Source organism: Amycolatopsis sp. A133 (assembly GCF_031082405.1).
GTDB lineage: Bacteria > Actinomycetota > Actinomycetes > Mycobacteriales > Pseudonocardiaceae > Amycolatopsis.
The window spans coordinates 88,672-110,889 of the sequence record NZ_JAVHJU010000020.1 but is presented as its reverse complement, the minus strand read 5'-3'; the positions used below and the strand labels follow the sequence as shown (position 1 = coordinate 110,889).

Here is a 22,218-nt window from a genome sequence, read left to right as displayed (position 1 = left end):
AACCTCGTCGTAGATATTGTTAACAATCTCATCGACGATTACTGTGCGACTATCGAGACCCGAAGCGACGAGGAACCACCTTGATCATCGACTGCCACGGCCACTACACGATCGCGCCGCCCGCCCTCGCGGCGTGGCGCGACCGGCAGATCGCCGCCCTGGACGGCGCCTGCCCCGCGCCCGTCCGGGCCGACCTGCGGATCAGCGACGACGAACTGCGCGAAACCATCGAGCCGAACCAGCTGCGGCTGATGGACGAACGCGGCATCGACCTGACGATCTTTTCGCCCCGCGCCTCCTTCATGGCCCACCACGTCGGCGGCTTCGAGACCTCGTCGGCGTGGGCGGCGATCTGCAACGAGCTCTGCCACCGCGTCAGCACGCTCTACCCGGAGCGGTTCGCGCCGGCGGCGATGCTCCCGCAGTCCCCGGGCGCCGACCCCGCCACCTGCCTCCCGGAGCTGACCCGCTGCGTCGAGGAGTACGGCGCCGTCGCGCTGAACCTCAACCCCGACCCGAGCGGCGGCCACTGGACGGCCCCGCCGCTGACCGACCGGTCGTGGTACCCGATCTACGAAAAGATGGTGGAGTACGACGTCCCGGCGATGGTGCACGTCAGCACCAGCGTCAACCCCGCGTTCCACACCACCGGCGCGCACTACCTCAACGCCGACACGACCGCGTTCATGCAGCTGGTGCAGGGCGACCTGTTCACCGACTTCCCCACGCTGCGGCTGATCATCCCGCACGGCGGCGGCGCGGTGCCCTACCACTGGGGCCGGTTCCGCGGCCTGGCGATGGCGCTGGGCAAGCCGGAGCTGGAGGAGCACGTGCTGGGCAACGTCTTCTTCGACACCTGCGTCTACCACCAGCCGGGCTCGGACCTGCTCTTCGACGTCATCCCGGCGCGCAACATCCTCTTCGCGTCGGAGATGATCGGCGCGGTCCGCAGCGTCGACCCGCGCACCGGCCACCACTTCGACGACACCCGCCGGTACGCCGAAGCCGCGAAACTGTCCGAAACGGACTGGGCGGCGATCCGCGAGCACAACGCCCGCGCCGTCTACCCGCGCCTGGACGCGCTCCTGAAGGGGCAGGGCCGGTGACCGCGCCGAAGACGCCCGGGTGGCTGGACTGGTGCGCCGCACCGGCCACCCCGCAGTTCCGGCTGCCGCCCGGCGCGGTGGACGCGCACTGCCACGTGTTCGGCCCGCAGGCCGGGTTCCCCTTCGCGCCCGAGCGCAAGTACACGCCCTGCGACGCGGGCAAGGACGAGCTCTTCGCGCTGCGCGACCACCTCGGCGTCGCCCGGAACGTCATCGTGCAGGCCACCTGCCACGGCGCCGACAACTCCGCGATGGTCGACGCCGTCCGGGCGGCAGGCGGCCGGGCGCGCGGCGTCGCGACCGTCCGGCCCGACGTCGGCGAGGCCGAACTGCGGGAGCTGGACGCGGCGGGCGTCCGGGGCGTGCGGTTCAACTTCGTCAAGCGGCTGGTCGACGCGTCGCCGCGGGAAGACCTGAGCGCCATCGCGAAGAAGATCGCCCCGCTCGGCTGGCACGTCGTCCTCTACTTCGAGGCCGCGGACCTGCCCGAGCTGGAGCCGTTCTTCGGGGCGCTGCCCACGCCGCTGGTGATCGACCACCTGGGACGTCCCGACGTGACCAAGCCGGTCGACGGCCCGGAATTCGGCCGGTTCCTCTCCTTCGCCGCCACCCACGACGTCTGGGTGAAGGTGAGCTGCCCCGAGCGGCTCACCGTGACCGGGCCGCCGGCGCTGGACGGCGAACGCCACGCCTACACCGACGTCGTCCCGTTCGCCCGCCGCGTCGTCGCGGAGTTCCCCGACCGGGTGCTGTGGGGCACCGACTGGCCGCACCCGAACCTGAAGCACCACATGCCCGACGACGGGCTGCTCGTCGACCACGTGCCGCGGATCGCGGACACCCCCGAGCGGCAGCGGAAGCTGCTCGTCGACAACCCGATGCGCCTGTACTGGCCCGGCGAAACCGCCTGAACTCCCCCTGAAACCCTTGAAGGGCATGCAATGCAGCACGCCAACGCGCTCAACCGGCTGAACCGCCTGCCGATCGGCCGGTTCCACAAGTACACCCTGTTCGCCGTCTCGTTCGCCTACTTCTTCGAGTTCGCCGACATCAACAGCTTCGCCACCACCGCGCCCAAGCTGATCAAGCTGTGGGGCGTGACGGTCAACCAGGTCGCCTACGTGACCTCGCTGTCGTTCGTCGGCATGTTCTTCGGCTCGATCATCGCGAGCACCATCGCCGACCGCTGGGGCCGGAAGAACGCCCTCGTGCTGACGACCGTGTGGTTCGGCGTCTTCTCGTTCGCGGCGGTGTTCTCGTGGGACATCGTGTCGCTGGGCGCGTTCCGGATCCTGACTTCGGCGGGCCTGTCGGCGATGACCGTCGTCGCGGTGATCTACGTCAACGAGCTGTACCCCGCGGCGAACCGCGGCAAGTACCAGGCCTACGCGATCGTGATCGGCATCTGCGGCACACCGGTGACCAACCTGATCGCCAGTGCCGTCGTGCCGCTCAACGGCTGGTCGTGGCGGCTGGTCTACCTGTGGGGCGCGCTCGGCGTCCTGCTCGTGCTGTTCACGCGGCGGCTGAAGGAGTCGCCCCGCTGGTACGAGAGCCGGGGCGAGCACGCCAAGGCGGACGTGGTGCTGCGGGAGATCGAGGCGCAGGTCGCGGCGGAGAAGGGCCCGCTGCCGGAGCCGGCACCGCCGATCGACGAGGCGCCGGTGACCAAGGCGCCGCTGCGGCTGCTGCTGCGTAAGAGGTACCTGCTGCCGACGTTGCTGCTGACGGTCCTGTGGGTGACGCAGACGATCGGCTTCTTCGGTTACTCGAGCTGGGCGCCGACGCTGCTGGCCAAGGAGGGCTTCAGCGTCGAGAAGTCCGTGTTCTACGTGGCGCTCACGACGGTCGGCGCGCCGCTGGGGTCGTACCTGGCGGCCCTGGTCACCGATCGCTTCGAGCGCAAGTGGTGCCTGGTCGCGTTCGGCGCCGTGATCGCGCTGTGCGGGCTGTTGTACGGGCTGACGTTCAACCCGGTCCTGATCGTCGTGTTCGGCTTCCTGGTCAACATGTTCGAGCGCGGGTACACGGCACTCGGGTACGCGTACTCGCCGGAGCTGTTCGACACGCGCGGCCGGTCGCTCGGCACCGGCGTGTCGTACGGCCTGGGGCGGCTGTCGAACGCGGTGGGGCCGCTGATCGTGGCCGGGCTGTACAACGGCAGCGGGTACCGGAGCGTCTTCTACTTCATCGCGGGCACGTGGCTGGTCGGCGCGGTGGTGCTGGCGGTCTTCGGGCCCCGGACCCGGCAGGCGCGGCTGCAGACCACCGCCGCGGCGCCGGCCGGGGTCTGACTCAGAACGCGTACCGGACGCGCAGGTACGGGGCGTGGACGGCGATGAGGTCGAGGAGCTCGTCCAGCAGGGCCCGCTTGTGGCCGGCCCGGTAGCGGACGTTCACGCCCCCGCCCTCGCTGCGCTTGGTCTCCTGCAGGTCGGGCCGCCACAGGACCTGCTCCGCCTTGGGGTGCCAGCCCAGGTTGACCTCGTGCAGGCCGCGGTTGTGCGTCAGCATGATCACCTCCGCGGCCAGCTGGGCCTTGGTGTTGTCGTTCGTGGCGTCGCCGAGGTCCCGCAGCAGCGCGGCCCAGTCGCCGAGCCAGCCGTCGTACACGACGACGGGGCTGAAGTTGACGTGCACCTCGTAGCCCGCGGCGACGAAGTCGTCCATTGCGCGCAGGCGGTCGGCGATCGGGGTGGTGCGCAGGTCCAGCAGCTTCGCGGGCCGTTCGGGCATCAGGGAGAACCGGATGCGGGTGCGGCCGCGCGGGGCCAGGTCCAGCAGCCCGTGGTGGACGTACTTGGTGGCGAAGGACGCCTTCGCCGTCGGCTGCCCGGCGAAGAGCCCGACGAGGTCGGCGACGTTGTCGCTGACGAGGGCGTCGACCGAGCAGTCGGAGTTCTCGCCGATGTCGTAGACCCACGCGGCGGGGTCGCACTGGTTCGGCTCGGGCTTGGGCCCCTGCCGGGCGATGTGACGGGCCAGGTAGCCGGTGATCTGCTCGATGTTGGCGAAGACGGTGATCGGGTTGGAGTAGCCCTTGCGGCGGGGGACGTAGCAGTAGGCGCACGCCATCGCGCAGCCGTTGGACGTCGACGGGGCGATGAAGTCCGCGGACCGCCCGTTGGGCCGGGCCGTCAGCGACTTCTTGACCCCCAGCACGAGGGCTTCGCGTTTGATGCGCACCCAGCGGCGGACGTTGGTCTCGTCGCCGTGCAGCTCGGGGATGCGCCAGTGGCTGTCCACCTCGACGACCGTCGCGTCGGGGAAGCGGTCGAGCACCTGGCGCCCGCGGGGGAGTGCGGCGGCGGCGGGTTCGACGTAGATGCGCGACGGCGCCAGCAGCCGTTCCCGTTCGAGGGCCGCGTCGGTCGCTGTCACGAAGAGGTTCACCTGCGCAGTCTCGGGACCTCCGAGTCTACCCGCGGGGAACCCGCCGTCACCTGTGCCGGCCGTCGCACCAGCGCGACCATCGCCGCGCCCAGCAGGCCGGCGACCGCGAACCCGCCGAAGCCCGGTGTGGACAGTCCACTCGCGACCAGCACGCCGCCCGGCCACGGGCCGAACACCGCGCCGAAGCGGCCGACCCCGGCGACCCAGCCGAGCGCCGTGGCGCGGCTGCCGGCGGGGTAGTGGGCGCCGACGGCGGCGTAGACCAGGGTCTGGGCGCTGAACAGCCACGCGCCGGTGAGGAACACGACGACGTAGGTCAGCGGCAGCGGCATGCGGACGGCCAGGAGGCCGACCCCGCCCGCGGTGAGCGTGAACCAGACGACGGCGACCGGCCGGGCGCCGAAGCGCCTCGGCGAGGCGGCCCGCGACGTTAACAATCCTGTGAATCAGCTATGCGCGCTAGCTGGTCCCGAGCGGCGGCGGCGACATCGGCTCGCACGCCGAGTTCGCCGAGCATTTCGGCGGCGGCGGCCATCTCGGCGGTGCGGCGGACGGCGTGCCGGTACGAGCCGTCGACGAGCCGGTCCACGGTGGCGGCCCCGGCCGAGGTGAGCTCGTCGACGACGATCTTTCGCAGCCAGTCTTCGCAGCCCGCGGCCCGCGCCGCCTGGAGGGCTTCGACGACGGCGGCGGACATGCCTTTGAAGAAGACGCTGCGCAGCAGCTTCCGTTCGGCGGCGAGCCCGGCCTCGCCGGGCATGGTCTCGACGGCCGCGCCGAGCGCGTTGAGGACCGTGGCGGCGGTGTCCGCGGCGGGCCCGGTGGCGAGCATCGGCACCTGCAGCCCCCGGCCGGGGACGGGAGCCATGATCGCCACGTCGGCGAAGGGGACGTCGTGCTCGGCGGCGAGGGTGGCGAGTTGTCGTTTGGTGCCGGGGGAGGCGGTGTTCAGATCGGCCCAGACGGCGCCCGGGTGGAGGGTGGGAAGTCCGGCTCGAAGTGCTTCGAGGGCGGCGGATGCGCTGTTGACGCTGAGGATCAGGTCGGCCCCGCGGGCGGCTTCGGCTTCGGAAGTGGTGATGATGACGCCGGCGAGTCCGAGGTCGGCTCCGGTGGCGGGCTGGGGTGGCGCGGGAGGCCTGTTCGCGGGTGGGGTTCGGCCGGCGGCGGTGCTGCGGGGTGGTGCGGGCGGCTTGTCGGCGGGTTGGGTTGGGCTGGTGGTGGTGCTGCGGGGTGGCGCGGGCGGCTCGTCGGCGGGTTCGGCTCGCCTGCCGGCGGTGCCGTGCGCTGCCGGGCCGGTGCCGGCGGCCTCGGCTGCGGAAATCGCCGGGTCGTAGCCGCGGACCACGGCTCCCGCGGCGGCCAGGTCGCGGGCGAGCGCACCTCCCGCTTCGCCGAGTCCGAGTACCGCGATGGTTCCGGTCATAGCAGAATCCTCCTTGCCAGCTACGATCGAGTACACGATGTGCTCGACAAAATTGTCAACAAAGACGGAGCCGAGGTTATGACCGAGAGTGCTGCGGACCGGCAGCCGGGGGACCGTTCGGTGGTGGCGGCCGTCCGGGACGCCATCGTCCGCGGCGAATTCGTGCCTAACCAGCGGCTGGTCGAGGCCGATCTCTCCGCCCAGTTCCGGGCCAGCCGCGCCACGGTGCGGGCCGCGCTGATCGAACTCACCAACGAAGGCCTCGTCGAGCGGGTGCAGAACCGGGGCGCCCGGGTGCGCGCCGTTTCCCTGGAGGAGGCCGTCGAGATCTCCGAGGTCCGGATGATGCTCGAGTCGCTGTGCGCGGCGAAGGCGGCCGAGCGCATCTCCGACGCCGAGGTCGGCGAGCTGCGCGAACTCGGCGAACGGATGCAGATGGCCGTGGCGGGCGGGGACGTCGTCGGCTACTCCGGGCTCAACCAGCGGCTGCACCGCCGCGTCCGCGAAATCAGCGGCCAGCGCACCGCGGCGCAGGTGCTGGAACGGCTCCGCGGCCAGAGCGTCCGCCACCAGTTCCGCCTGGCCATGCGCCCCGGCCGCCCGCAGGTCTCGCTCCCGGAGCACCTGGCGATCATCGACGCGATCTGCGCGAACCACCCGGACGAAGCCGCCGAGGCCGCGCGGCGGCACCTGAGCAGCGTGATCGAGGCCCTGAAGGCCGCCGACGCCGAGGTTTCCCCGCTGCACCCCTGACGCAACGCGCCGGCGAGGGCTTGCATCACCCCAGTCAAAGCCGGCGCCCAACCAGCGGCCAACTTGGCCGCCAAAATTGTTGACAATTTCGTCAACCGGATCGTACGGTGACAGCATGAAGCCCGTCATCGTCACCGATCCGCCCCGGGCCGACCTCGATCAGGTCACGCAGCTGGCGGACTACGGCGTTGCGACCGTGCACGAAGCCCTCGGCCGCTCCGGCCTGCTCGATCCCGGTCTCCGGCCGATCCAGGACGGCGCCCGCGTCGGCGGCACCGCCGTCACCGCGCTGTGCTGGCCCGGGGACAACCTGATGATCCACGCCGCCGTCGAGCAGTGCAGCGACGGCGACGTCCTGGTCGTCACCACCACTTCGCCCTGCCGCGACGGCCTCTTCGGCGAGCTCTTCGCCACCGCCCTGCGCCGCCGCGGGGTGCGGGGGCTGATCACCACCACCGGCGTCCGCGACGTCGCCGACCTGCGGGCCCTCGGCTTCCCCGTCTGGTCGGCGGCGGTCAGCGCGCAGGGCACCGTCAAGGCGACCGCGGGCGCGGTCAACGTGCCCGTCGTCGTCGGCGGGCAGCTCGTCCGCCCCGGCGACGCCGTCCTCGCCGACGACGACGGCGTCCTGTGCGTCCGTCGGGAAGATGTCCGAACCGGATTGGAAAAAGCCCGGCAGCGGCTCGAAAAGGAAGCCGCCGCGCGGGAAGCTTTCGCCAACGGCCAGCTCGGCCTGGACCGCTACGGGCTGCGCGAGAAGCTCGAAGCCCTCGGCGTCCGGTACCTCACCGCCGAGGAGTACGAGAAGGAGCAGGCATGACCGGCGTGCGCTGCATGCTCATGCGCGGCGGAACCTCGAAGGGCGCGTACTTCCTCGCCGAAGACCTGCCCGCCGACCCGGCCGCCCGCGACGACCTGCTGCTGCGGATCATGGGCACCCCCGACCCGCGCCAGATCGACGGCCTCGGCGGCGCGCAGCCGGTCACCAGCAAGGTCGCCATCCTCTCGAAAGCCCCCGAGTCGAAAACCACCGAGTCGAGCCACGACGTCGACTACCTCTTCCTGCAGGTCGGTGTCGAAGAAGCGACCGTTTCCGACCGCCAGACCTGCGGCAACCTCCTCGCCGGCGTCGGGCAGTTCGCCGTCGAGCGGGGGCTCGTCCCCGCCGGGCCGGAGCGCACCACCGTCCGCGTGCGGCTGGTCAACACCGGCTCGATCGCCGTCGCGACGTTCGCCACGCCCGGCGGCGAAGTCGACTACCGCGGCGGCACGGCCATCTCCGGCGTGCCCGGCACGGCCGCGCCGGTCGAGCTGGACTTCACCGGCACCGAAGGGTCCGTGTGCGGCAGCCTGCTGCCCACCGGCCACGTCCGCGACGACGTCGGCGGCATCGAAGTGTCCTGTGTGGACAACGGGATGCCGGTCGTCGTGGCCCGCGCCGGCGACCTCGGCGTCACCGGGTACGAACCGGTCGAAGAGCTCGCCGCCGACACCGGGCTCGCCCGGCGGATCGACGCCCTGCGCACCGAAGCCGGGAAGCTGATGGGGCTCGGTGACGTCGGTGGCGGTTCGGTGCCGAAGACCACCCTGGTCGCCGCGCCGCGCGACGGCGGCGCCGTCTGCACCCGCACGTTCATCCCGGTCAAGCCGCACCCCTCGATCGGCGTGCTCGGCGCGGTGAGCGTGGTGACCGCGCTGCTGCTCGACGGGGCCGTGGGCCGCGAACTGCTCGTCGCGCCGCCCGCGGGCGAACCCGTCGAAGTCGAGCACCCGAGCGGCAAGCTCGCGGTCGGCATCGAGTTCGACACCGCGGTCACCCCGCCCCGCGTCAGCCGGTCGACGGTCATCCGCACGGCCCGGAAACTGTTCGACGGCACCGTTTTCCCCCGCCACTGAGGAGCTTTGAGGAGCCAGCCTTGCCCGATCCCTCGCCGCGCCACGAGATCGCGCACCTCGGTCACGTCGAGCTGTTCACCGCCGAGCCGGAGCGGAGCCTGGACTTCTTCGTCCGCGTGCTCGGCCTGACCGAGAACGGCGCCGACGGCGACTCGGTGTACCTGCGCACCTGGGACGACTACGAGCACCACAGCCTGAAGCTCACCGCCGCGAAGACGTCCGGCGTCGGGCGGACCGCGCTGCGGACGTCCAGCGAGGACGCCCTCAAGCGGCGGGTGGCCGCGCTGGAGGAGCGCGGGGTCGGCGTCGGCTGGGTCGACGGCGACACCGGGATCGGGGCCACGTACCTGTTCCGCGACCCGGACGGTCACGAACTCGAGCTCTACTGGGAAACCGAGCGCTACGCACCGCCCGAGGGCCTGCGGCCGGCCCTGAAGAACCAGGCGCAGGCGTACCCGGGGCGCGGGGTCGGCGTCCGCCGCCTCGACCACGTCAACTACCTGGCCCGCGAGGCGGAGGCCAACGGGCGGTTCGTCTGCGACGTCCTCGGCGGCCGGGTGACCGAGCAGATCCGGCTCGACAGCGGCGTGATTTCGGGGCAGTGGACGCACTTCGCGCAGAAGTCCTACGACCTGGTCTATACCGATGACTGGACGGGTTCGCACGGGCGGCTGCACCACATCGCGTTCGCGACCGACACCCGCGAAGACATCCTGCGCGCGGCCGACATCGCGCTCGACAACGGCGTCCACATCGAAACCGGGCCGCACAAGCACGCGATCCAGCAGACGTTCTTCCTCTACGTCTACGAACCCGGCGGCAACCGCATCGAGCTGTGCAACCCCACCGGACGGCTGATCTTCGCCCCCGACTGGGAGCCGGTCACCTGGACCGAAGCCGAGCGGGCCAAGGGACAGGCGTGGGGCCTCAAGACGATCGAGTCGTTCCACACGCACGGCACGCCGCCGCTGGCCTGAGCCCGCTCAGGAGGCGAAGGCCGCCTGGCCGGTGCTGCGGCGGAACGGTTCGAGCGCGTTGCGTTGCGCGTCGGCGCGGGCGATCAGGGCGGCGAAGTCGATGTCGGGGAACCGCTCCTGCAAGCCCGCGATCTCGCCGAGGGTGTGCCAGAGCGTCTTCTTACCGTCGATGCCCATCACGAGCGCCTCGAGCTCGAAGAACCGGCTCAGCGGCGAGAACCCGGTCAGCTTGCCGTTGAGCTTGAGCCGGCCGAGGCGTTCGGCGACGACCGCCGCGGCGACCTTCGCCGGGTTCGGCCGGACCTCCAGCCGTCGCATGATCCCTTCGAAGGTCCGCACGTCCTCGGCGATCGCGTCGGCGACTTCGGTCAGCGTCCGGCCGAGGTCGGTGCCGCGGTTGTGGTCGCGGGCGCGCCGGGCCAGCTCGCGCCAGGTCACGCCGAGGGCCAGCTGGTCCCGCAGGTAGATGGCCAGGTAGCCGCTCATCGGGCGGACTGCCAGCGGAAGACGCCCGCGCCCTGCGCGTAGGCGAGGTGCCCGCCGAGGGCGCCACCGGCGCTGGTCATCGCCAGGCCGAGCGCACCCAGGACCCGGCCGCGGGCGACCTGGCCGCGCTTGCGGGCGGTGTAGGAAGCACCGAAGAGGGCGATCGCGACGGCGTTGCCGGCGGCGTGGGCGAGCCCGACGCGGCGTTGCCGTTCGTCGAGGTCGGCGTAGTCGAACAAGCCGAGCAGCACCGCGGCCGGCGCGGCGAGCAGGCCGGTGGCGACCAGGCGGCGGGCGGCCTCCTCCTGGCCGGGCACCAGGTCGAACAGGGCCGAGCACAGCCACGCGCCGATCGGCACGGTGACGACGAGCGGGTGCAGCGGGTGCCCCAGCCAGCGGCCGCGCAGCAGCCGGCCGGGCACGCTCCCGGCCGCACCGCGCAGCTTTTCCACGAGGGCGGTGGCCGGAGCATCGAGCACCGCGGCCTCTTCGACGGCCGTCAACGCACGGTGGGGCGGGGCTGGGGTCTCACTGGGGTGGGCTCTCTGCATGCCGTCCCGGCTACCCCGCCGGGCGCGGTCCAACCGCGGGCGTCGGTAGGTGGTGATCCGCCCCGCCATCCCACCTTCGGCGATGGTGGACAGCCCGCGCACGCACTACTGTGAGCATCTTGGGCAACGCTCTGCGTAACAGCATGACAGCCTGGGGAGGGTGGGGATGGGCACGACGTGGTCCGCGTTCGCGGTCCGCGGGTTCCGCGTGCTCTGGCTCGCCGGCCTCCTCTCGGTGGCCGGGGACCAGCTGGCCCGGGTCGCTTTGTCGATACTCGTCTTCCAGCGCACCGGTTCCGCGGCGCTGAGCGCGGCCGCCTACGCGCTGTCGATGCTGCCGGCGCTCGTGTCCGGGGCGCTGCTCTCCTGGCTGGCCGACCGGTACCCGCGCCGCCGGGTGATGGTGGCCTGCGACGGGGTGCGGGCGGTGCTGGTGGCCGTGATGGCCGTGCCCGTGGTGCCGTTGCCGCTGATGGCGGCCCTGCTCGTGCTGGTCCAGCTGGCCGAGGCGCCGTTCTCCGCTGCGCAGGGCGCCGTCCTGCCGGAGCTGCTGGGCGCGCGGTACGAGGCCGGTCAAGCCGTTCAGCAGGTCACCACCCAGCTGTGCCTGGTGCTCGGGTTCGCCGCGGCCGCGTTCGTCGTCACCGGGGTCGGCGCGCACGCCGCACTGGCGATCGACGCCGCCACCTTCGCCGTCTCCGCCCTGCTGATCCGCGCCGGCCTCGGCCGCCACCCGCCGTCCGCGGAAGGGGAAGGCGAAAGCGGGGCGACGTGGTGGCGGCGGTCCTGGCGCCGGGTCGCCGCGGGGGCGGTCGCCGTGCGCCGGGACCGCACGCTGGGCACGCTGGTGTGGCTGGGCTGGCTGGCGTTGTTCACCGTCGTCCCCGAGGGCCTCGCGGTGCCGTTCGCCCACCAGGTCGGGGCGGGTGGCGGCTGGATCGGGGTGCTCCTCGCCGCGGAACCGGCGGGTGCGGTCGCCGGCGCGCTGCTGCTGCGGCGGGTCGCCCGGCCGGTGCGGGTGCGCGCGCTCGGTGTGCTCGCGGTCGGGACGTCGGCGCCGCTCGTGGCCTTCTGGGGGCAGCCGACCCTGGGCGCGGCTTTGGCGCTGCTGTTCGTGTCCGGGCTGTGCTCGGCCTACCAGGTCACCGCGGGGGCGACGTTCGTGCAGCTGTCCCCGCCGCGGGTGCGCGGGCGGACGCTCGGGTTCGCGCGGACCGGGATGATCGCCGGGCAGGGGCTCGGGATCGTGGCCGGCGGGGTGCTCGCCCAGCTGGTCGGGCCGGCGACGGCGATCGCCTGGGCGGGGACCGCGGGAGCGCTGGTCGCGCTCGCCGCGGCCGCGGCCTGGGCACGCCGTCGCCCGGACGCCGTTTCGGCCGCGCTCCCGGCCGAGGCCTGAGGTTTCACCAGCCTTTGTCGCTCATCGCGGGCTCCTTCCCGGTGGCAGGGGAGTGGAAGTGAAAGTTCACCAGCCCTTGTCGCTCATCGCTGCCCCTTTCCGTGCGGTTCGTCCGGTGCCGGATACCCCGGAATGGTCTCAGCCGCCCGGTCGGGTCGCGTGACCGGGAAACGGCTGACATCCGGCGCCGGCACGACTACCGTGGGCAAGCGGGGGATCACCGGGCGCGGGGGAGGCGCTGTGATGGGGGAATCCGGGAGCTGGGTACCGCCGGGGTGGAAGCTGTGGTCGTTGCCCGGCCGGGTGCGGTACTTCGTCTTGGGCGTGGACCTGCTGGCCTTGGGCGTGCTGGCGCTCGCGGCCCGCGCGGCACCGACGCCGGGACAATGGGTGACGGCGGGCTGGCTCGCGGCGGCGGCGCTGCCGCACCTGCACGCCTCGCACCTCATCGAGCGGCGCCGTCGCGACCGCTCGGGCACGCCGTACGTCGACCTCTGCAGCGTCTGGATCTTCGCCGGGGCCATCGTGCTGCCCCTGGTGCTCGAACTGGCGCTGGTGGCGGTGCTCTACGCCCACCGCTGGGTGCTGGTCAACCGGTTCGACCCGATCCGGCCGCCGCACCGCACCGTGTTCACCGCCGCCACGCTCGCGCTGGCCGCGGCCGCGGCGGTCGCCGTGCTGCGCTCGAGCGGCGTCCACGAGCACCTCACGGGCGGCGCGCGGCCCGGCTGGGCCGACCTGGCCGCCGTGGTCGCCGCGGCCGCGGTGCAGTGGGCGGTCAACACCGGGCTCATCGGCACGGTCATCGCCTGGACGGTCACCGTCGAGCATCCCCGCCGGCTCCTGGGCAGCGCCTCGGACAACCTCCTGGAGGTCAGCCAGCTGGCCCTCGGCGTGTTCGTCGCGCTCGCGCTGTTGTGGTGGCCGCCCGCCGCGCTGCTGATGATGATCCCGACGTTCGCGCTGCACCAGTGCGTCCAGCTCGACCAGCTCAAGGTCGCCGCCCGCACCGACCAGCGCACCGGGCTGCTCAACGCGATCGCCTGGCACGAACAGGCCGAGCACGCGCTCGAGCGCACCCGCGGCCGGATCGGCGTGCTGATGATCGACCTCGACTGGTTCAAGCGCATCAACGACACCCACGGTCACCCGGTCGGCGACGACGTCCTTGCCGAGGTGGCCACGGTGCTCACCCGGGCCGTCCGGCGCGGGGACACGGTCGGCCGGTACGGCGGCGAGGAGTTCGCCGTCCTGCTGCCCGACGTCGACGAAGCCGAGGTCCGCGCGATCGCCGAGCGGATCCGCGTGCGGATCCGGGCGCTGCGCATCACCACACCGGCGGGCGAGCCGGTGACGCTCTCGGCGACGATCGGCGCGGCGCTGCACCCCGCGGTGCCCGGAGCGGGCCTGGACGAGATGATCCGGGCAGCCGACGACGCGCTGTACGCGGGCAAGAAGGCCGGCCGTGACCGGGTGGCCGTCGCCGGGTGGTGAGCCCGCCGGTTCCGGCCGGGCCACCGCGTCCGCCGCCCGCTCAGCTCGTCTCGCGCACTTCCAGGTGGTGCGGTGCGACGATCGACCTCGGGGGTTCCGGGTCGGCCGCCTGCCTCGCCAGGCGGTCGAGGGCGAGTTCGGCGATGCGGTCCTTGTCCGGTGCCACCGTCGTCAGGGCCGGGGTGCTGTAGCGGCCGTCTTCGATGTCGTCGAACCCCGCCAGCGCCAGGGATTCCGGCACGGTGACGCCGCGGTCGGCGGCGGCCCGCAGCGCACCCAGGGCCAGCTCGTCGGTGAAGCAGAAGACGGCGTCGGGCGGTTGCGCCGCGTCCAGCAGCCGCAGCATCGCCTGGTGGCCGTCGGCGCGGTGCAGGCGCCGCACCGGCACCTCGAGCTCCGGCTCGGCCGCCAGGCCCGCCTCGGCCAGGGCCTGCCGGTAGCCGGTGAGGCGCTGGCGGGCGGTCGCGTTGAGCGAGCGGGGCTGGATGCCCAGCGCCGCGACGCGGCGGCGGCCGGACGCCAGCAGGTGCGCGGTGGCCTCGCGCGCGGCCGCGACGTTGTCGATCGCGACGTGGTCGATGCCGCCGGTGCCGTCGTGCTCGCCGAGCAGCACCAGCGGGACGGTGTCGGTGCGCGCGGCCAGCTCCGCCGGAGCCACCGCCCACGGGCTGAACAGGACGCCGTCGACGAGCTGGCTGCGCCGTCCGTGCAGCAGTTCCTTCTCGCGCTCGGCGTCGCCGTCGGTCTGGTCGATGAGCACGGTCAGGCCCCGGGCACCGGCGATGCGCACGGTCCGCGCGGCGAGCTCGGCGAAGTACGGCGAGTCGATCTCCGGGATCACCAGCGCCACCAGGCCGGTCCGGCCGCGCCGCAGCGTGCGCGCGGCCAGGTTCGGCCGGTAGCCCAGCGCGTCGATGCTCGCCTGCACGCGCTCGCGGGTCGCCGGGGCCACGTAGCGGAACCCGTTGACCACGTTGGACACCGTGCGCACCGACACGCCGGCGTGCTCGGCCACGTCACGCAGTTTCGGGTTCACCGGCAAATGGTACCTCTTGCAACGTGGCATGCCACGTTGCAAACTGAGCTGCCACGCCGTCGTGCCCTCCAGGAGGCCAGGATGACCGCGAACCAGACCGTCCCCGCCCCGCTGCCCGCCGCCGAACTCGCGGCGCTGACCGAGCGCCTGCACGCCGACGGCATCATCGGCCTGCCCGGGGCGTTCAGCCGAGATTGGGTCCGGCAGCTCGGCGAAGACATCGACACGGCGTTCGCCGAGGCCAGGGCCCGGCCGGACGGCGCCGTCGGCCGCGGCCCGAACCGCTTCTACGTCGAGATCCACCCGGAGCAGCTGCGCGGGTTCACCGAGCTGGCCGGCCACCCGTGGATCACCGCCGTCGCCGAGGCGGTGCTGGGGCCGGAGTACCGGATCGTCGAGGTCGGCTTCGACGTCCCGCTCGCCGGCGCCGTGGACCAGCCGTGGCACCGCGACTTCCCGATGCCCGCCGAAACCGCGCGCGACCGCAAGCTGACGTCGCTGGCGGTCAACGTGACCGCTGTCGACACCGAGCCGGACATGGGGCCGTTCGAAATCGCGCCCGGCACGCACTGGGACGACGGCAGCGCATTCGACCACGGCATGTTCCCGCCGCGGGAGGCCTATCCGCGCTACCACGAACTCGCGGCGCGCAAGTTCCCGAAAATGGGGGACATTTCGATCCGGTCGGCGCTGACGGTCCACCGCGGCACCGCGAACCACTCGGCCAAGTCGCGCCCGGTGCTGGTGCTGGGCCTCGACGCGCCGGGGGCGGGCAACGACGCCCGGCACGACACCGCGGTGACCCGCGAGTTCTGGGCGTCCCTGCCGGAATCGCTGCGTGCGCACCTGAACTGCCCGGTCGTCGACGTCCTGGAGCCCATCACCCAGAAACACACGATCGAGGGCCTGGTGATGGGAGCGTGATGTTTGGCGGCCCCGGACCCGGGCACCTTCCGGCCATGGCAGAAGCAGGGATCACCGAAATGTCCGGCCGGGCCGGAACCGTCGCGGCGCTGCGACGCGTACTGCTGGCCTTCGGGGTCGGCGGTGCGCTGGCGTGCGTCGCGTGGATGGCGTTGTGGCTCGCCATGCACGTCTAGCCGGTCTTCAGGCTCCGGCCACGCGAACTGCGCCCGTGGCCGGAGCCTGATTTCACTGGCAGGCTTCGCAATCCGGGTCGTCGATGCGGCAGGCGGCGCCGTCGGTGAGCGGGAAGTCGAAGTCTTCCAGCTCGGGCACGGCGACGGACTCTTCTGCGGTGGTGGCGGACATGGCCCTCCCTTGTGGACGAACGGTTCTCCTGGGTGTAGCGCCGAAGCTCGCCGGACATTCCGTGACCCGCGCCACACCGCTCAGCCGCACCGAATGCCGCGAATGACTCATTCGGGACGTCGGAGGTCCCGAATGAGTCATTCGCGACGTCGGCACGTGTGTCCGCGACGGCGATCGTGGGTAGTTTCCCTGCGGACTATCACCGAGCCGGCGGAAGGTGGCTTTCGTGCCGCAATGGGCAGAGGCGGGCCTGTGGGGCCTGGTCGGCGGGGTGGCGCTGGTGCTCGGCGCCGCCGTCGCCTGGTGGGTGCGGGTATCGCGGCGGGTCGTGGCCGGGATCATGGCCTTCGGGGCCGGGGTGCTGATCTCCGCGCTGGCCTTCGACCTCGTCGACGACGCGCAGCGCTCCGGCGGGCTCGTGCCGACCGCGGGCGGCTTCCTCGGCGGCGCGGTCGTCTACGTCGTGATCAACGTGCTCCTCGCACGCCGCGGCGCCCGGCACCGCAAGCGCTCCGGCGGGCAGCAACCGTCCGAACAGGACACCGCGGGCAGCGGCGCGGCCATCGCCGTCGGGGCGCTGCTCGACGGGATCCCGGAATCGGTGGTGCTCGGCGTTTCCCTGCTCGGCGGCGGCGGGATCGGGGTCACCGTGCTCGCCGCGGTGTTCATCTCGAACGTCCCGGAAGGCCTGTCCAGCGCCGCCGGCATGAAGGCCGCCGGCCGCAGTGCCCGGTACGTCTTCGGCGTGTGGAGCGGCATCGCGCTCGTCAGCGGCGCCGCGGCCCTCGCCGGCAACCTCCTGCTGCGGACGGCGTCCCCCGCGACCGTCGCCGCGATCACGGCCGTGGCCGCGGGGGCGATCCTCGCCATGATCGCCGACACGATGATCCCCGAGGCGTTCGAACGCACGGAGCTCTACACCGGCCTGCTCGCCACCATCGGCTTCCTGACCGCGTTCGTCATCGGGCACGTCGGCTGACCGCCACCGCGGTCACGACACCGGCCGCGGCGAACAACGCGGTCGCCACCGGGCTCAGGTACTTCGACAGGCTCGGCGCGGTGCTCGGCCCGGCCAGCCACAGCACCAGCGCGGCGGCGTAGACCGCGGCGAGGGCGACGGCCCACCGGCGGTGGGCCCGCCGGCGCAGGGAGCCGAGCAGCACGACGGCGATGGGCACGCCGGCCAGCAGGGCGAATTGGCCGGCCACGAGGACCGGGACGGTCCAGGCCGCGACGGGAACGGTCTTCGGAGTGCGGTGCGGGGCGGTGACGGTCATCGTCTTCTCCTGGGGGCGGTTCAGCGGGCTTCGGCGGTGGTCTTGAGGTCGGCCAGCCAGGCGTCGAGCCCGGGGGCCAGGTACCGGAGGGCCGTGGCGGGGTCGGTCTCGATCTGCGCGCCGGTCCAGCTCTCCTCGGTGCGGACCAGCACGCCGCCCGGAACCGGGGTGAAGGTCCAGACGTGCACGCCGCGGTCGATGCGCAGGCCGTCGCCGATCGCCGGGCCGGTCCAGCGGACGCACCGGCCGGGCCGCAGCTGCTCGACCTTCGAGGTGATGACCAGCGTGGTCGCCGGAGTCGTCGGCGTGGGCGGCGCCGGGGTGGTCCAGCGGAACCGCGACCCCGGCCGCAGCGGGCCGGGATCGAGCCGCTGCGCGCCGGTGACGGCCGGCTGCCAGGCGGGCCAGCGCGCCACGTCGGTGTGCAGTTTCCAGACCGCGCCGGGCGGCGCCTTGATCAGCGTTTCGGTCCGGTAGTGGAGCTGGGCGGCGGGGTCGATGCCGGCACCCCGGCAGGTCAGGGCCGTCGCCGGGGCGGCCTCCGCCGAGGCGGCGGTGCCCAGGAGCCCTGCGGTGAGGGAGAGCGAAAGCAGTGCGGAACGCAGCCGGGACGGCAAGGTGTCCTCCGGTTTGTTAGTTCTTGTTCTGATGGTTAGAAGCTATAACCCGTCAGCAGTGAGTGTCAATAGCGAGCGTGATAGCCTCTAACGGTGATGAGCGAGAGCCCGCGAGAGCGTTATCGAGCCCAGGTGCGCGCCGAGATCAAGCGCCACGCGTGGGAGCAGATCGCGGCGGCGGGGGTGGCCGCGCTGTCGCTCAACGCGATCGCCAAGCAGGTGGGCATGAGCGGCCCGGCGCTGTACCGGTACTTCGCGAGCCGCGACGAGCTGATCACCGCGCTCATCCGCGACGCCTACCGCAGCGTCGCCGACACCGTCCGGGCCGCCCGCGACGCCGGGGCCGGCCTGCTCGAGCTGGCGCACGCCATCGGCGGCTGGGCGCGCAGCGACCGGCAGCGGTACTTCCTCATCTACGGCACGCCGGTACCCGGCTACCACGCACCGGACGACACGACCGCGATCTCGGCCGAGGTGATGGCCGTGCTGATCGAAGCCTGCGCGGAGGAAACCGGCGACGAGCCGCCGACGCCGTTCGACACGCACCTCGAGACCCACCGCGAGTGGGCGGGCGGGCACCCCGCCCCGGCCGCGGCCCTGCACCGGGCGCTGTCCTTCTGGACCCGGCTGCACGGCGTGCTCTCGCTCGAGCTGGCCGGCCAGTTCGCCGGCATGGAGTTCGACCCGGACCTGCTGATCACCGAGGAGCTGGCCGCGCTGCGGCGGCGGTGATCAGCCGGTCTGTTCGCGGATCCAGTCCGCCACGACGTCCACCCGCGCGATCGTCTCGGGGCCGGGCTGCGGGCACGGCGGCCCGGTGTTGACGATGGCCACGAGGGTGGCGGTGCGGTCGTCGTCCGAGACGAAGAACGGGCCGCCGGAGTCTTCGGGGCACGGCCCGTTTTCGACGGTGCGCCGGCCGACCGGCTGGGCCTCCAGGGTCGCCTGGCCGATGCCCGACACCGTGAAGCGGCCGCGTTTGAGGTGGTCGGACGGGCCGAGCACGGTCGCCGAGAGCGACCCCCAGCCGGCGAACTGGAGCTGCTTCCCGATCGACGGCCGGCTCGTGGCCAGCGCCACCGGGACGATGTCGTCGATCGGGGTGGCGAGCTTCGCCACGGCCAGGTCGTTCACCGGCGACTGCCGGACGTCGACGACCTCGCTCGTGTAGCCGCCGGGATCGGTGTCCTTCAGCCGGCCGACGGTCACGCTCATCGTGTACGGCGGCCGCCCGCCGATCCGCGCGTCCTTCAGGTCGTGGAAGCAGTGCCCGGCGGTGACGACCCACTGCGGCGCGACCAGTGCGCCGCTGCAGGCGCCGCTGCGCACCCCGCCGCCCGGGACGGGGATGTCGTCGGAGGTCAGCTTGGCGTTGAACGGCAGGACCGGGTTCGGCGCCGGCCGCGCCGAGGTGGTCACGGGCGCCGGCGCGGGGGCCGCGGTGTCGGGCAGGCTGTGCCCGCCGGCGGCCGCGGCCAGGACGGGCCCCGCCACCGTCGCCCCGGTCACGGCGTGGGCGAACGCGAGCCCGGCCCCGGCCAGCACCGCGACCGCCACCGCCCGGGCCCGGAACTGCCGTCGTCGATCCGAAGAGGTCCTCACACTTCAATGCACGGGTGAAGGCCCGGAATGGTTGCGAGGACGACGGTGATCTTGCATCCGCGCCGGTCAGCCGCGTCGGCGGCGGGCCGGCTTCTTCGCTTCGATTGCCGGCCACAGCACGGACACGACCGCTTCGGGGATTTTGTCCCGGCTCTCACCGCGGTAGAACGCGGCGAAGTAACTGCCGAAGCACAGCGTCGCGATGGTGTGCCGGTCGATGCCGCCGGAGACCGCGCCGCTCTCCTGCAGCTGCGACAGCACGTTCTCGACCAGCGTGACCCGCGGTTCGACGGCGTGCTCCCGCAGGATCCCGAGCAGCTCGGGGGTGCGGATGGCTTCGCCGGCGAAGTTGCCCATCAGCACCATGGCGTCCGGGTTGAAGTACGCCGGATCGAGCCGCCGGACCGCTTCGGTGAACGCCTCCCGCGGTGCCATTTCGCTCAGGTCGACGGTGTAGGAGTCCCGCTGCTTGCGGAAGCCGTAGTCCAGCGCGTCGACGACCAGCTCGAACTTGGTGCGCCACCGCCGGTACAGCGTCGGGCGGCTGACCTTGGCGTCGGCCGCGATGTCGCCGATGGTCATCAGCGAGTAGCCGTCGCGGACCAAGCGCGCACGGGTGGCCAGGATGATCGCTTCGTCGAGCGCGGTGTCGCGGGGACGTCCACCCGGCTTCGGCGCGGCTTCCTCGTCGGCCTTGCGTGCTCGCGCCATGAGCGGAAGCCTAATCGATCCGATACGGCACGGGGTCGTAACGGAGGGCCCGGCGGGCCCGGCCGTCAGGGGCGCTGCCCCACCTCGTCGACGTAGGTCTTCACCGTCACCGCGCTGTCGGTCGTGCCCAGGAACTGGAACGTGGTGGCGTCGAAGACCAGCACGATCGGCTTCGCTTTCGGGCTCGAGCCGGGGGGCATCGGGAACTCGATCCCTACGCCCGGGCGGCCGGCGCCGTCGGTGACGTGGTCCAGGGCCGTCAGGCCCGGCACCCTCGCCGCCGCCTCGAACAGCGCCGCGTAGGACGCCGGCTGCAGGACCTGCTCATAGGCGAGGTTGTAGACGGCCTTGCCGATGTAGGTGGCTCGGCCGTCGCGATCGCTCTCCTTGTCGTAGAGGTAGGCCAGCATCGCGTCGGCCGTCGTCGGCAGGTCCGTCCGGTAGACCGCGCGGGGGGCGCAGTCCTGGAGCTGTCCTTCCGCGCGCGGGTCGTTCGTGCCGTACATCGGCGCCTTGCCGTTGCGGCAGCCACCTTCCTTGGTGCCGCCGATCAGGCTGTCTCGGGTGCCGTCGACCGAGAACCAGACCTCGCGGTTGGGAGGAATGGGGTATTCGGTCTTCACGTACAGGAACTGGTCGGGGCGGGGCGGCTTGGCCGGCTCCTTCAGCACGCTGCTCGCCGCCGCGGTCAGCACCTTGACCGGGTCGGCGTGCGCCACGCCTGCCCCGACGCCGACCTGGTCGGCGGGAGCCAGCGCGACGACGGCGGTGATCGCCGCGGCCAGGCCGGCCGAGGCGCCGGCGATCCAGAACCAGCGGCGCGGCCGGTGCCGCCGTTCGCCGCGCGCCGCGGCCAGCAGCCGCTCCCGGGCCGGGGCGAGGTGGTCCGCCGGCACGAAGCCGACGGTTTCCGCGCGGTCGCGGATCAGGTCCAGTTCATCCATGACCGGAGGTCTCCTTCACGAGGTCGAGGGCGCCGAGTTCGGCGCGGACGCGGCCGCGGGCCCGGCTGAGCCGCGATTTGACGGTGCCGACGGGAATGCCGAGCGCTTGGGCGACTTCCTGGTACCCCAGGCCTTCCGCGGCGACGAGCAGCAGGATGTCCCGTTCGCGGGGCCGCAGGGCGGCCAGGGCCCGGTCGAGCCGCTTGCCGAGGGCCTGGGCGCTGACCTGGTCGGCGACCCGGTCGGCGTGCCCTTCTTCGGCGGCGGGCGGTCCGACGGCCAGCCGGAGCCGCAGCTCGCGCACTTCCGTCCGCCGCTGCCGCGAGACGAGGTTGGTGGCGATGCCGTAGAGCCACGGCCGGGCGTCCGGGCGGGCCGGGTCGTACTTCGCCCGCTTGTCGAAGGCGATCAGGAACGTGTCCGCCAGGACGTCGTCCGCGGTCACCGCGCCGAGCCGCCGGGCCAGGTAGCGGTGGATGTGCCGCGAGTGGCGGTCGAAGATGACCGCGAACAGGCTCGGCTCGTGCCGCGATCGCGCGATCAGGCTCGCGTCGTCGTCGGCATCGGTGTCTTCCGGGGTCATCGCCCGCCTTTCGGTCCAGCCGGTGTCGTCTGCTGTTGCCGGACGGCGGGGACCGGGTTCCAGGATCCGGGTGTTCGACGGCAAAAGTGACGCAGGTCACCGGAAGGCCGGGTCCGCGGCGGGATTCGAGCGGGAAGTTGCCCGAGGAGTCACGAACAGCCGGCGTCGCCGGCCGCGAGCATGCGACGGTTCGCCTCGCCGAGCCCGTCGGCCAGCGCGCTCAGCTGGTCCGGGCTGAGGACGTCGATCAGCAGCTCGCGGACCAGGGCGACGTGGCCGGGCGCGGCCCGCTCCAGCAGGGCCGTGCCCTCGTCGGTGAGGACGGCGTAGACGGCACGGGGATCGCTCTCGCACGCGCGGCGGCGCACCAGGCCGGCCTGCTCCAGCTGGCCGATCTGGTAGGTGAGCCCGCTCTTGGAGTTCGCCACGGCGCAGGCCAGCTCGGCCATCCGCAGCTCCTTGTCCGGGGCACCGGACAGCCGCGCGAGGATCACGTACTGGAGGTGGGAGATCCCGGAGTCCTGCTTGAGCTGCTGGTCCAGCCGCCGGTTGAGCAGCTCGGAGGTGCTGAGGAACGCGTTCCAGGCGCGCTTTTCCTCGGCGTTCAGCCACCGCGGACGACCCATGTCACAACCGTACCCGGTGTTCAAATTCGAACTCAAGTCCAGACGGGCGTTGTCGCTGGTGAGGACTAC

At 72.5% G+C, this 22,218-nt stretch carries 26 protein-coding genes; 13 read left to right on the top strand and 13 right to left on the bottom strand.

Annotated features, from left to right (window positions below; all coding sequences use genetic code 11):
• Window positions 1-80: 80 nt before the first annotated feature.
• Genes Q5425_RS17030 through Q5425_RS17020 form a run of 3 tightly spaced genes read left to right on the top strand, consistent with a single transcriptional unit; the run spans window position 81 to window position 3,400 of the window.
• The gene (locus Q5425_RS17030) at window positions 81-1,106 is read left to right on the top strand and encodes an amidohydrolase family protein (RefSeq protein ID WP_308673217.1); all 1,026 of its coding nucleotides are present in this window, start codon (window positions 81-83) and stop codon (window positions 1,104-1,106) included.
• On the top strand, window positions 1,103-2,017 hold the full coding sequence (locus Q5425_RS17025; protein ID WP_308673216.1) for an amidohydrolase family protein: 915 nt from the start codon (window positions 1,103-1,105) through the stop codon (window positions 2,015-2,017). The genes Q5425_RS17030 and Q5425_RS17025 overlap by 4 nt, the downstream gene beginning before the upstream one ends.
• A gap of 30 nt (window positions 2,018-2,047) precedes the next feature.
• Window positions 2,048-3,400 carry an MFS transporter gene (locus Q5425_RS17020; protein WP_308673215.1) on the top strand — a complete coding sequence of 451 codons (1,353 nt, stop codon included), beginning with the start codon at window positions 2,048-2,050 and terminating at the stop codon, window positions 3,398-3,400.
• Between the two features lies 1 nt (window position 3,401).
• Here Q5425_RS17020 and Q5425_RS17015 read toward each other — a convergent pair whose 3' ends face one another.
• The 3 genes from Q5425_RS17015 to Q5425_RS17005 are packed head-to-tail and all read right to left on the bottom strand — an operon-like array spanning window position 3,402 to window position 5,925.
• On the bottom strand, window positions 3,402-4,499 hold the full coding sequence (locus tag Q5425_RS17015) for a spore photoproduct lyase family protein (protein ID WP_308673214.1): 1,098 nt from the start codon (window positions 4,497-4,499) through the stop codon (window positions 3,402-3,404).
• Window positions 4,496-4,936 (bottom strand): MFS transporter, encoded by a 441-nt coding sequence (locus Q5425_RS17010; RefSeq protein ID WP_308673213.1) that lies wholly within the window; start codon window positions 4,934-4,936, stop codon window positions 4,496-4,498. Before Q5425_RS17010 ends, Q5425_RS17015 begins: the two co-directional genes overlap by 4 nt.
• A complete protein-coding gene (locus Q5425_RS17005) occupies window positions 4,930-5,925 on the bottom strand; it encodes a DUF1932 domain-containing protein (protein ID WP_308673212.1) in 996 nt (331 codons plus the stop codon). Before Q5425_RS17005 ends, Q5425_RS17010 begins: the two co-directional genes overlap by 7 nt.
• Before the next feature lie 78 nt (window positions 5,926-6,003).
• Here Q5425_RS17005 and Q5425_RS17000 point away from each other — a divergent pair, with 78 nt between their 5' ends.
• The 4 genes from Q5425_RS17000 to Q5425_RS16985 all read left to right on the top strand — a co-directional run bounded on the left by Q5425_RS17000 (window position 6,004) and on the right by Q5425_RS16985 (window position 9,551).
• Entirely contained in the window at window positions 6,004-6,678 is a 675-nt protein-coding gene (locus Q5425_RS17000) for a GntR family transcriptional regulator (protein ID WP_308673211.1), read from the top strand.
• Between the two features lie 115 nt (window positions 6,679-6,793).
• Window positions 6,794-7,498, top strand: coding sequence for a 4-carboxy-4-hydroxy-2-oxoadipate aldolase/oxaloacetate decarboxylase (locus Q5425_RS16995; protein WP_308673210.1), 705 nt, complete (start codon window positions 6,794-6,796; stop codon window positions 7,496-7,498).
• Window positions 7,495-8,574 (top strand): 4-oxalomesaconate tautomerase, encoded by a 1,080-nt coding sequence (locus Q5425_RS16990; RefSeq protein ID WP_308673209.1) that lies wholly within the window; start codon window positions 7,495-7,497, stop codon window positions 8,572-8,574. Before Q5425_RS16995 ends, Q5425_RS16990 begins: the two co-directional genes overlap by 4 nt.
• 20 nt (window positions 8,575-8,594) lie before the next feature.
• Window positions 8,595-9,551 (top strand): catechol 2,3-dioxygenase, encoded by a 957-nt coding sequence (locus tag Q5425_RS16985; protein WP_308673208.1) that lies wholly within the window; start codon window positions 8,595-8,597, stop codon window positions 9,549-9,551.
• A 6-nt stretch (window positions 9,552-9,557) separates the two neighbouring features.
• Here Q5425_RS16985 and Q5425_RS16980 read toward each other — a convergent pair whose 3' ends face one another.
• Complete coding sequence (locus Q5425_RS16980) at window positions 9,558-10,037, bottom strand: hypothetical protein (protein ID WP_308673207.1); 480 nt, start codon at window positions 10,035-10,037, stop codon at window positions 9,558-9,560.
• The gene (locus tag Q5425_RS16975) at window positions 10,034-10,588 is read right to left on the bottom strand and encodes a DUF2231 domain-containing protein (protein WP_308673206.1); all 555 of its coding nucleotides are present in this window, start codon (window positions 10,586-10,588) and stop codon (window positions 10,034-10,036) included. Before Q5425_RS16975 ends, Q5425_RS16980 begins: the two co-directional genes overlap by 4 nt.
• A 166-nt stretch (window positions 10,589-10,754) precedes the next feature.
• Between Q5425_RS16975 and Q5425_RS16970 the strand changes: the two genes are divergently transcribed.
• Window positions 10,755-11,987: an MFS transporter gene (locus Q5425_RS16970; protein ID WP_308673205.1), complete on the top strand. Its 1,233-nt coding sequence runs from the start codon at window positions 10,755-10,757 to the stop codon at window positions 11,985-11,987.
• A gap of 243 nt (window positions 11,988-12,230) precedes the next feature.
• A complete protein-coding gene (locus Q5425_RS16965; protein WP_308673204.1) occupies window positions 12,231-13,481 on the top strand; it encodes a GGDEF domain-containing protein in 1,251 nt (416 codons plus the stop codon).
• A 40-nt stretch (window positions 13,482-13,521) separates the two neighbouring features.
• On the opposite strand, the gene Q5425_RS16960 is transcribed toward Q5425_RS16965, so the two are convergent.
• The gene (locus Q5425_RS16960; RefSeq protein ID WP_308673203.1) at window positions 13,522-14,517 is read right to left on the bottom strand and encodes a LacI family DNA-binding transcriptional regulator; all 996 of its coding nucleotides are present in this window, start codon (window positions 14,515-14,517) and stop codon (window positions 13,522-13,524) included.
• Window positions 14,518-14,598: 81 nt separating this feature from the next.
• Between Q5425_RS16960 and Q5425_RS16955 the strand changes: the two genes are divergently transcribed.
• The 3 genes from Q5425_RS16955 (at window position 14,599) to Q5425_RS16945 (ending at window position 16,768) form a co-directional block, all read left to right on the top strand.
• Window positions 14,599-15,441: a phytanoyl-CoA dioxygenase family protein gene (locus Q5425_RS16955; RefSeq protein WP_308673202.1), complete on the top strand. Its 843-nt coding sequence runs from the start codon at window positions 14,599-14,601 to the stop codon at window positions 15,439-15,441.
• 35 nt (window positions 15,442-15,476) lie between these two features.
• Window positions 15,477-15,617 (top strand): hypothetical protein, encoded by a 141-nt coding sequence (locus tag Q5425_RS16950; protein WP_308673201.1) that lies wholly within the window; start codon window positions 15,477-15,479, stop codon window positions 15,615-15,617.
• Between the two features lie 398 nt (window positions 15,618-16,015).
• A complete protein-coding gene (locus Q5425_RS16945) occupies window positions 16,016-16,768 on the top strand; it encodes a ZIP family zinc transporter (RefSeq protein ID WP_308673200.1) in 753 nt (250 codons plus the stop codon).
• Here Q5425_RS16945 and Q5425_RS16940 read toward each other — a convergent pair.
• Together Q5425_RS16940 and Q5425_RS16935 are read right to left on the bottom strand one after the other, a co-directional pair.
• A complete protein-coding gene (locus Q5425_RS16940) occupies window positions 16,749-17,066 on the bottom strand; it encodes a hypothetical protein (protein WP_308673199.1) in 318 nt (105 codons plus the stop codon). The genes Q5425_RS16945 and Q5425_RS16940 overlap by 20 nt on opposite strands.
• Window positions 17,067-17,086: 20 nt before the next feature.
• Window positions 17,087-17,683 carry an SRPBCC family protein gene (locus tag Q5425_RS16935; RefSeq protein WP_308673198.1) on the bottom strand — a complete coding sequence of 199 codons (597 nt, stop codon included), beginning with the start codon at window positions 17,681-17,683 and terminating at the stop codon, window positions 17,087-17,089.
• A 96-nt stretch (window positions 17,684-17,779) separates the two neighbouring features.
• Here Q5425_RS16935 and Q5425_RS16930 point away from each other — a divergent pair, with 96 nt between their 5' ends.
• Window positions 17,780-18,415 carry a TetR/AcrR family transcriptional regulator gene (locus Q5425_RS16930; RefSeq protein WP_308673197.1) on the top strand — a complete coding sequence of 212 codons (636 nt, stop codon included), beginning with the start codon at window positions 17,780-17,782 and terminating at the stop codon, window positions 18,413-18,415.
• Here Q5425_RS16930 and Q5425_RS16925 read toward each other — a convergent pair whose 3' ends face one another.
• The 5 genes from Q5425_RS16925 to Q5425_RS16905 all read right to left on the bottom strand — a co-directional run bounded on the left by Q5425_RS16925 (window position 18,416) and on the right by Q5425_RS16905 (window position 22,149).
• Window positions 18,416-19,285 (bottom strand): trypsin-like serine protease, encoded by an 870-nt coding sequence (locus Q5425_RS16925; protein WP_308673196.1) that lies wholly within the window; start codon window positions 19,283-19,285, stop codon window positions 18,416-18,418.
• A gap of 66 nt (window positions 19,286-19,351) precedes the next feature.
• Entirely contained in the window at window positions 19,352-19,996 is a 645-nt protein-coding gene (locus tag Q5425_RS16920; protein WP_308673195.1) for a TetR/AcrR family transcriptional regulator, read from the bottom strand.
• A gap of 65 nt (window positions 19,997-20,061) precedes the next feature.
• Entirely contained in the window at window positions 20,062-20,940 is an 879-nt protein-coding gene (locus Q5425_RS16915) for a CU044_5270 family protein (RefSeq protein ID WP_308673194.1), read from the bottom strand.
• Window positions 20,933-21,523, bottom strand: a complete 591-nt coding sequence (locus tag Q5425_RS16910) for an RNA polymerase sigma factor (protein ID WP_308673193.1) — start codon at window positions 21,521-21,523, stop codon at window positions 20,933-20,935. The genes Q5425_RS16915 and Q5425_RS16910 overlap by 8 nt, the downstream gene beginning before the upstream one ends.
• Window positions 21,524-21,672: 149 nt before the next feature.
• Window positions 21,673-22,149: a MarR family transcriptional regulator gene (locus Q5425_RS16905; protein ID WP_308673192.1), complete on the bottom strand. Its 477-nt coding sequence runs from the start codon at window positions 22,147-22,149 to the stop codon at window positions 21,673-21,675.
• Window positions 22,150-22,218: the final 69 nt, after the last annotated feature.

What these genes read in the sequence shown, in the direction of transcription:
- Q5425_RS16940 (WP_308673199.1), bottom strand. Translation starts at nt 17,066, where the DNA reads ATGACCGTCACCGCCCCGCACCGCACTCCGAAGACCGTTCCCGTCGCG.
- Q5425_RS16970 (WP_308673205.1), top strand. Translation starts at nt 10,755, where the DNA reads ATGGGCACGACGTGGTCCGCGTTCGCGGTCCGCGGGTTCCGCGTGCTC.
- Q5425_RS16975 (WP_308673206.1), bottom strand. Translation starts at nt 10,588, where the DNA reads ATGCAGAGAGCCCACCCCAGTGAGACCCCAGCCCCGCCCCACCGTGCG.
- Q5425_RS16955 (WP_308673202.1), top strand. Translation starts at nt 14,599, where the DNA reads ATGACCGCGAACCAGACCGTCCCCGCCCCGCTGCCCGCCGCCGAACTC.
- Q5425_RS16930 (WP_308673197.1), top strand. Translation starts at nt 17,780, where the DNA reads ATGAGCGAGAGCCCGCGAGAGCGTTATCGAGCCCAGGTGCGCGCCGAG.
- Q5425_RS16920 (WP_308673195.1), bottom strand. Translation starts at nt 19,996, where the DNA reads ATGGCGCGAGCACGCAAGGCCGACGAGGAAGCCGCGCCGAAGCCGGGT.
- Q5425_RS16980 (WP_308673207.1), bottom strand. Translation starts at nt 10,037, where the DNA reads ATGAGCGGCTACCTGGCCATCTACCTGCGGGACCAGCTGGCCCTCGGC.
- Q5425_RS16915 (WP_308673194.1), bottom strand. Translation starts at nt 20,940, where the DNA reads ATGGATGAACTGGACCTGATCCGCGACCGCGCGGAAACCGTCGGCTTC.
- Q5425_RS16905 (WP_308673192.1), bottom strand. Translation starts at nt 22,149, where the DNA reads ATGGGTCGTCCGCGGTGGCTGAACGCCGAGGAAAAGCGCGCCTGGAAC.
- Q5425_RS16965 (WP_308673204.1), top strand. Translation starts at nt 12,231, where the DNA reads ATGGGGGAATCCGGGAGCTGGGTACCGCCGGGGTGGAAGCTGTGGTCG.
- Q5425_RS16995 (WP_308673210.1), top strand. Translation starts at nt 6,794, where the DNA reads ATGAAGCCCGTCATCGTCACCGATCCGCCCCGGGCCGACCTCGATCAG.
- Q5425_RS16910 (WP_308673193.1), bottom strand. Translation starts at nt 21,523, where the DNA reads ATGACCCCGGAAGACACCGATGCCGACGACGACGCGAGCCTGATCGCG.
- Q5425_RS17005 (WP_308673212.1), bottom strand. Translation starts at nt 5,925, where the DNA reads ATGACCGGAACCATCGCGGTACTCGGACTCGGCGAAGCGGGAGGTGCG.
- Q5425_RS17020 (WP_308673215.1), top strand. Translation starts at nt 2,048, where the DNA reads ATGCAGCACGCCAACGCGCTCAACCGGCTGAACCGCCTGCCGATCGGC.
- Q5425_RS17000 (WP_308673211.1), top strand. Translation starts at nt 6,004, where the DNA reads ATGACCGAGAGTGCTGCGGACCGGCAGCCGGGGGACCGTTCGGTGGTG.
- Q5425_RS16950 (WP_308673201.1), top strand. Translation starts at nt 15,477, where the DNA reads ATGGCAGAAGCAGGGATCACCGAAATGTCCGGCCGGGCCGGAACCGTC.
- Q5425_RS16990 (WP_308673209.1), top strand. Translation starts at nt 7,495, where the DNA reads ATGACCGGCGTGCGCTGCATGCTCATGCGCGGCGGAACCTCGAAGGGC.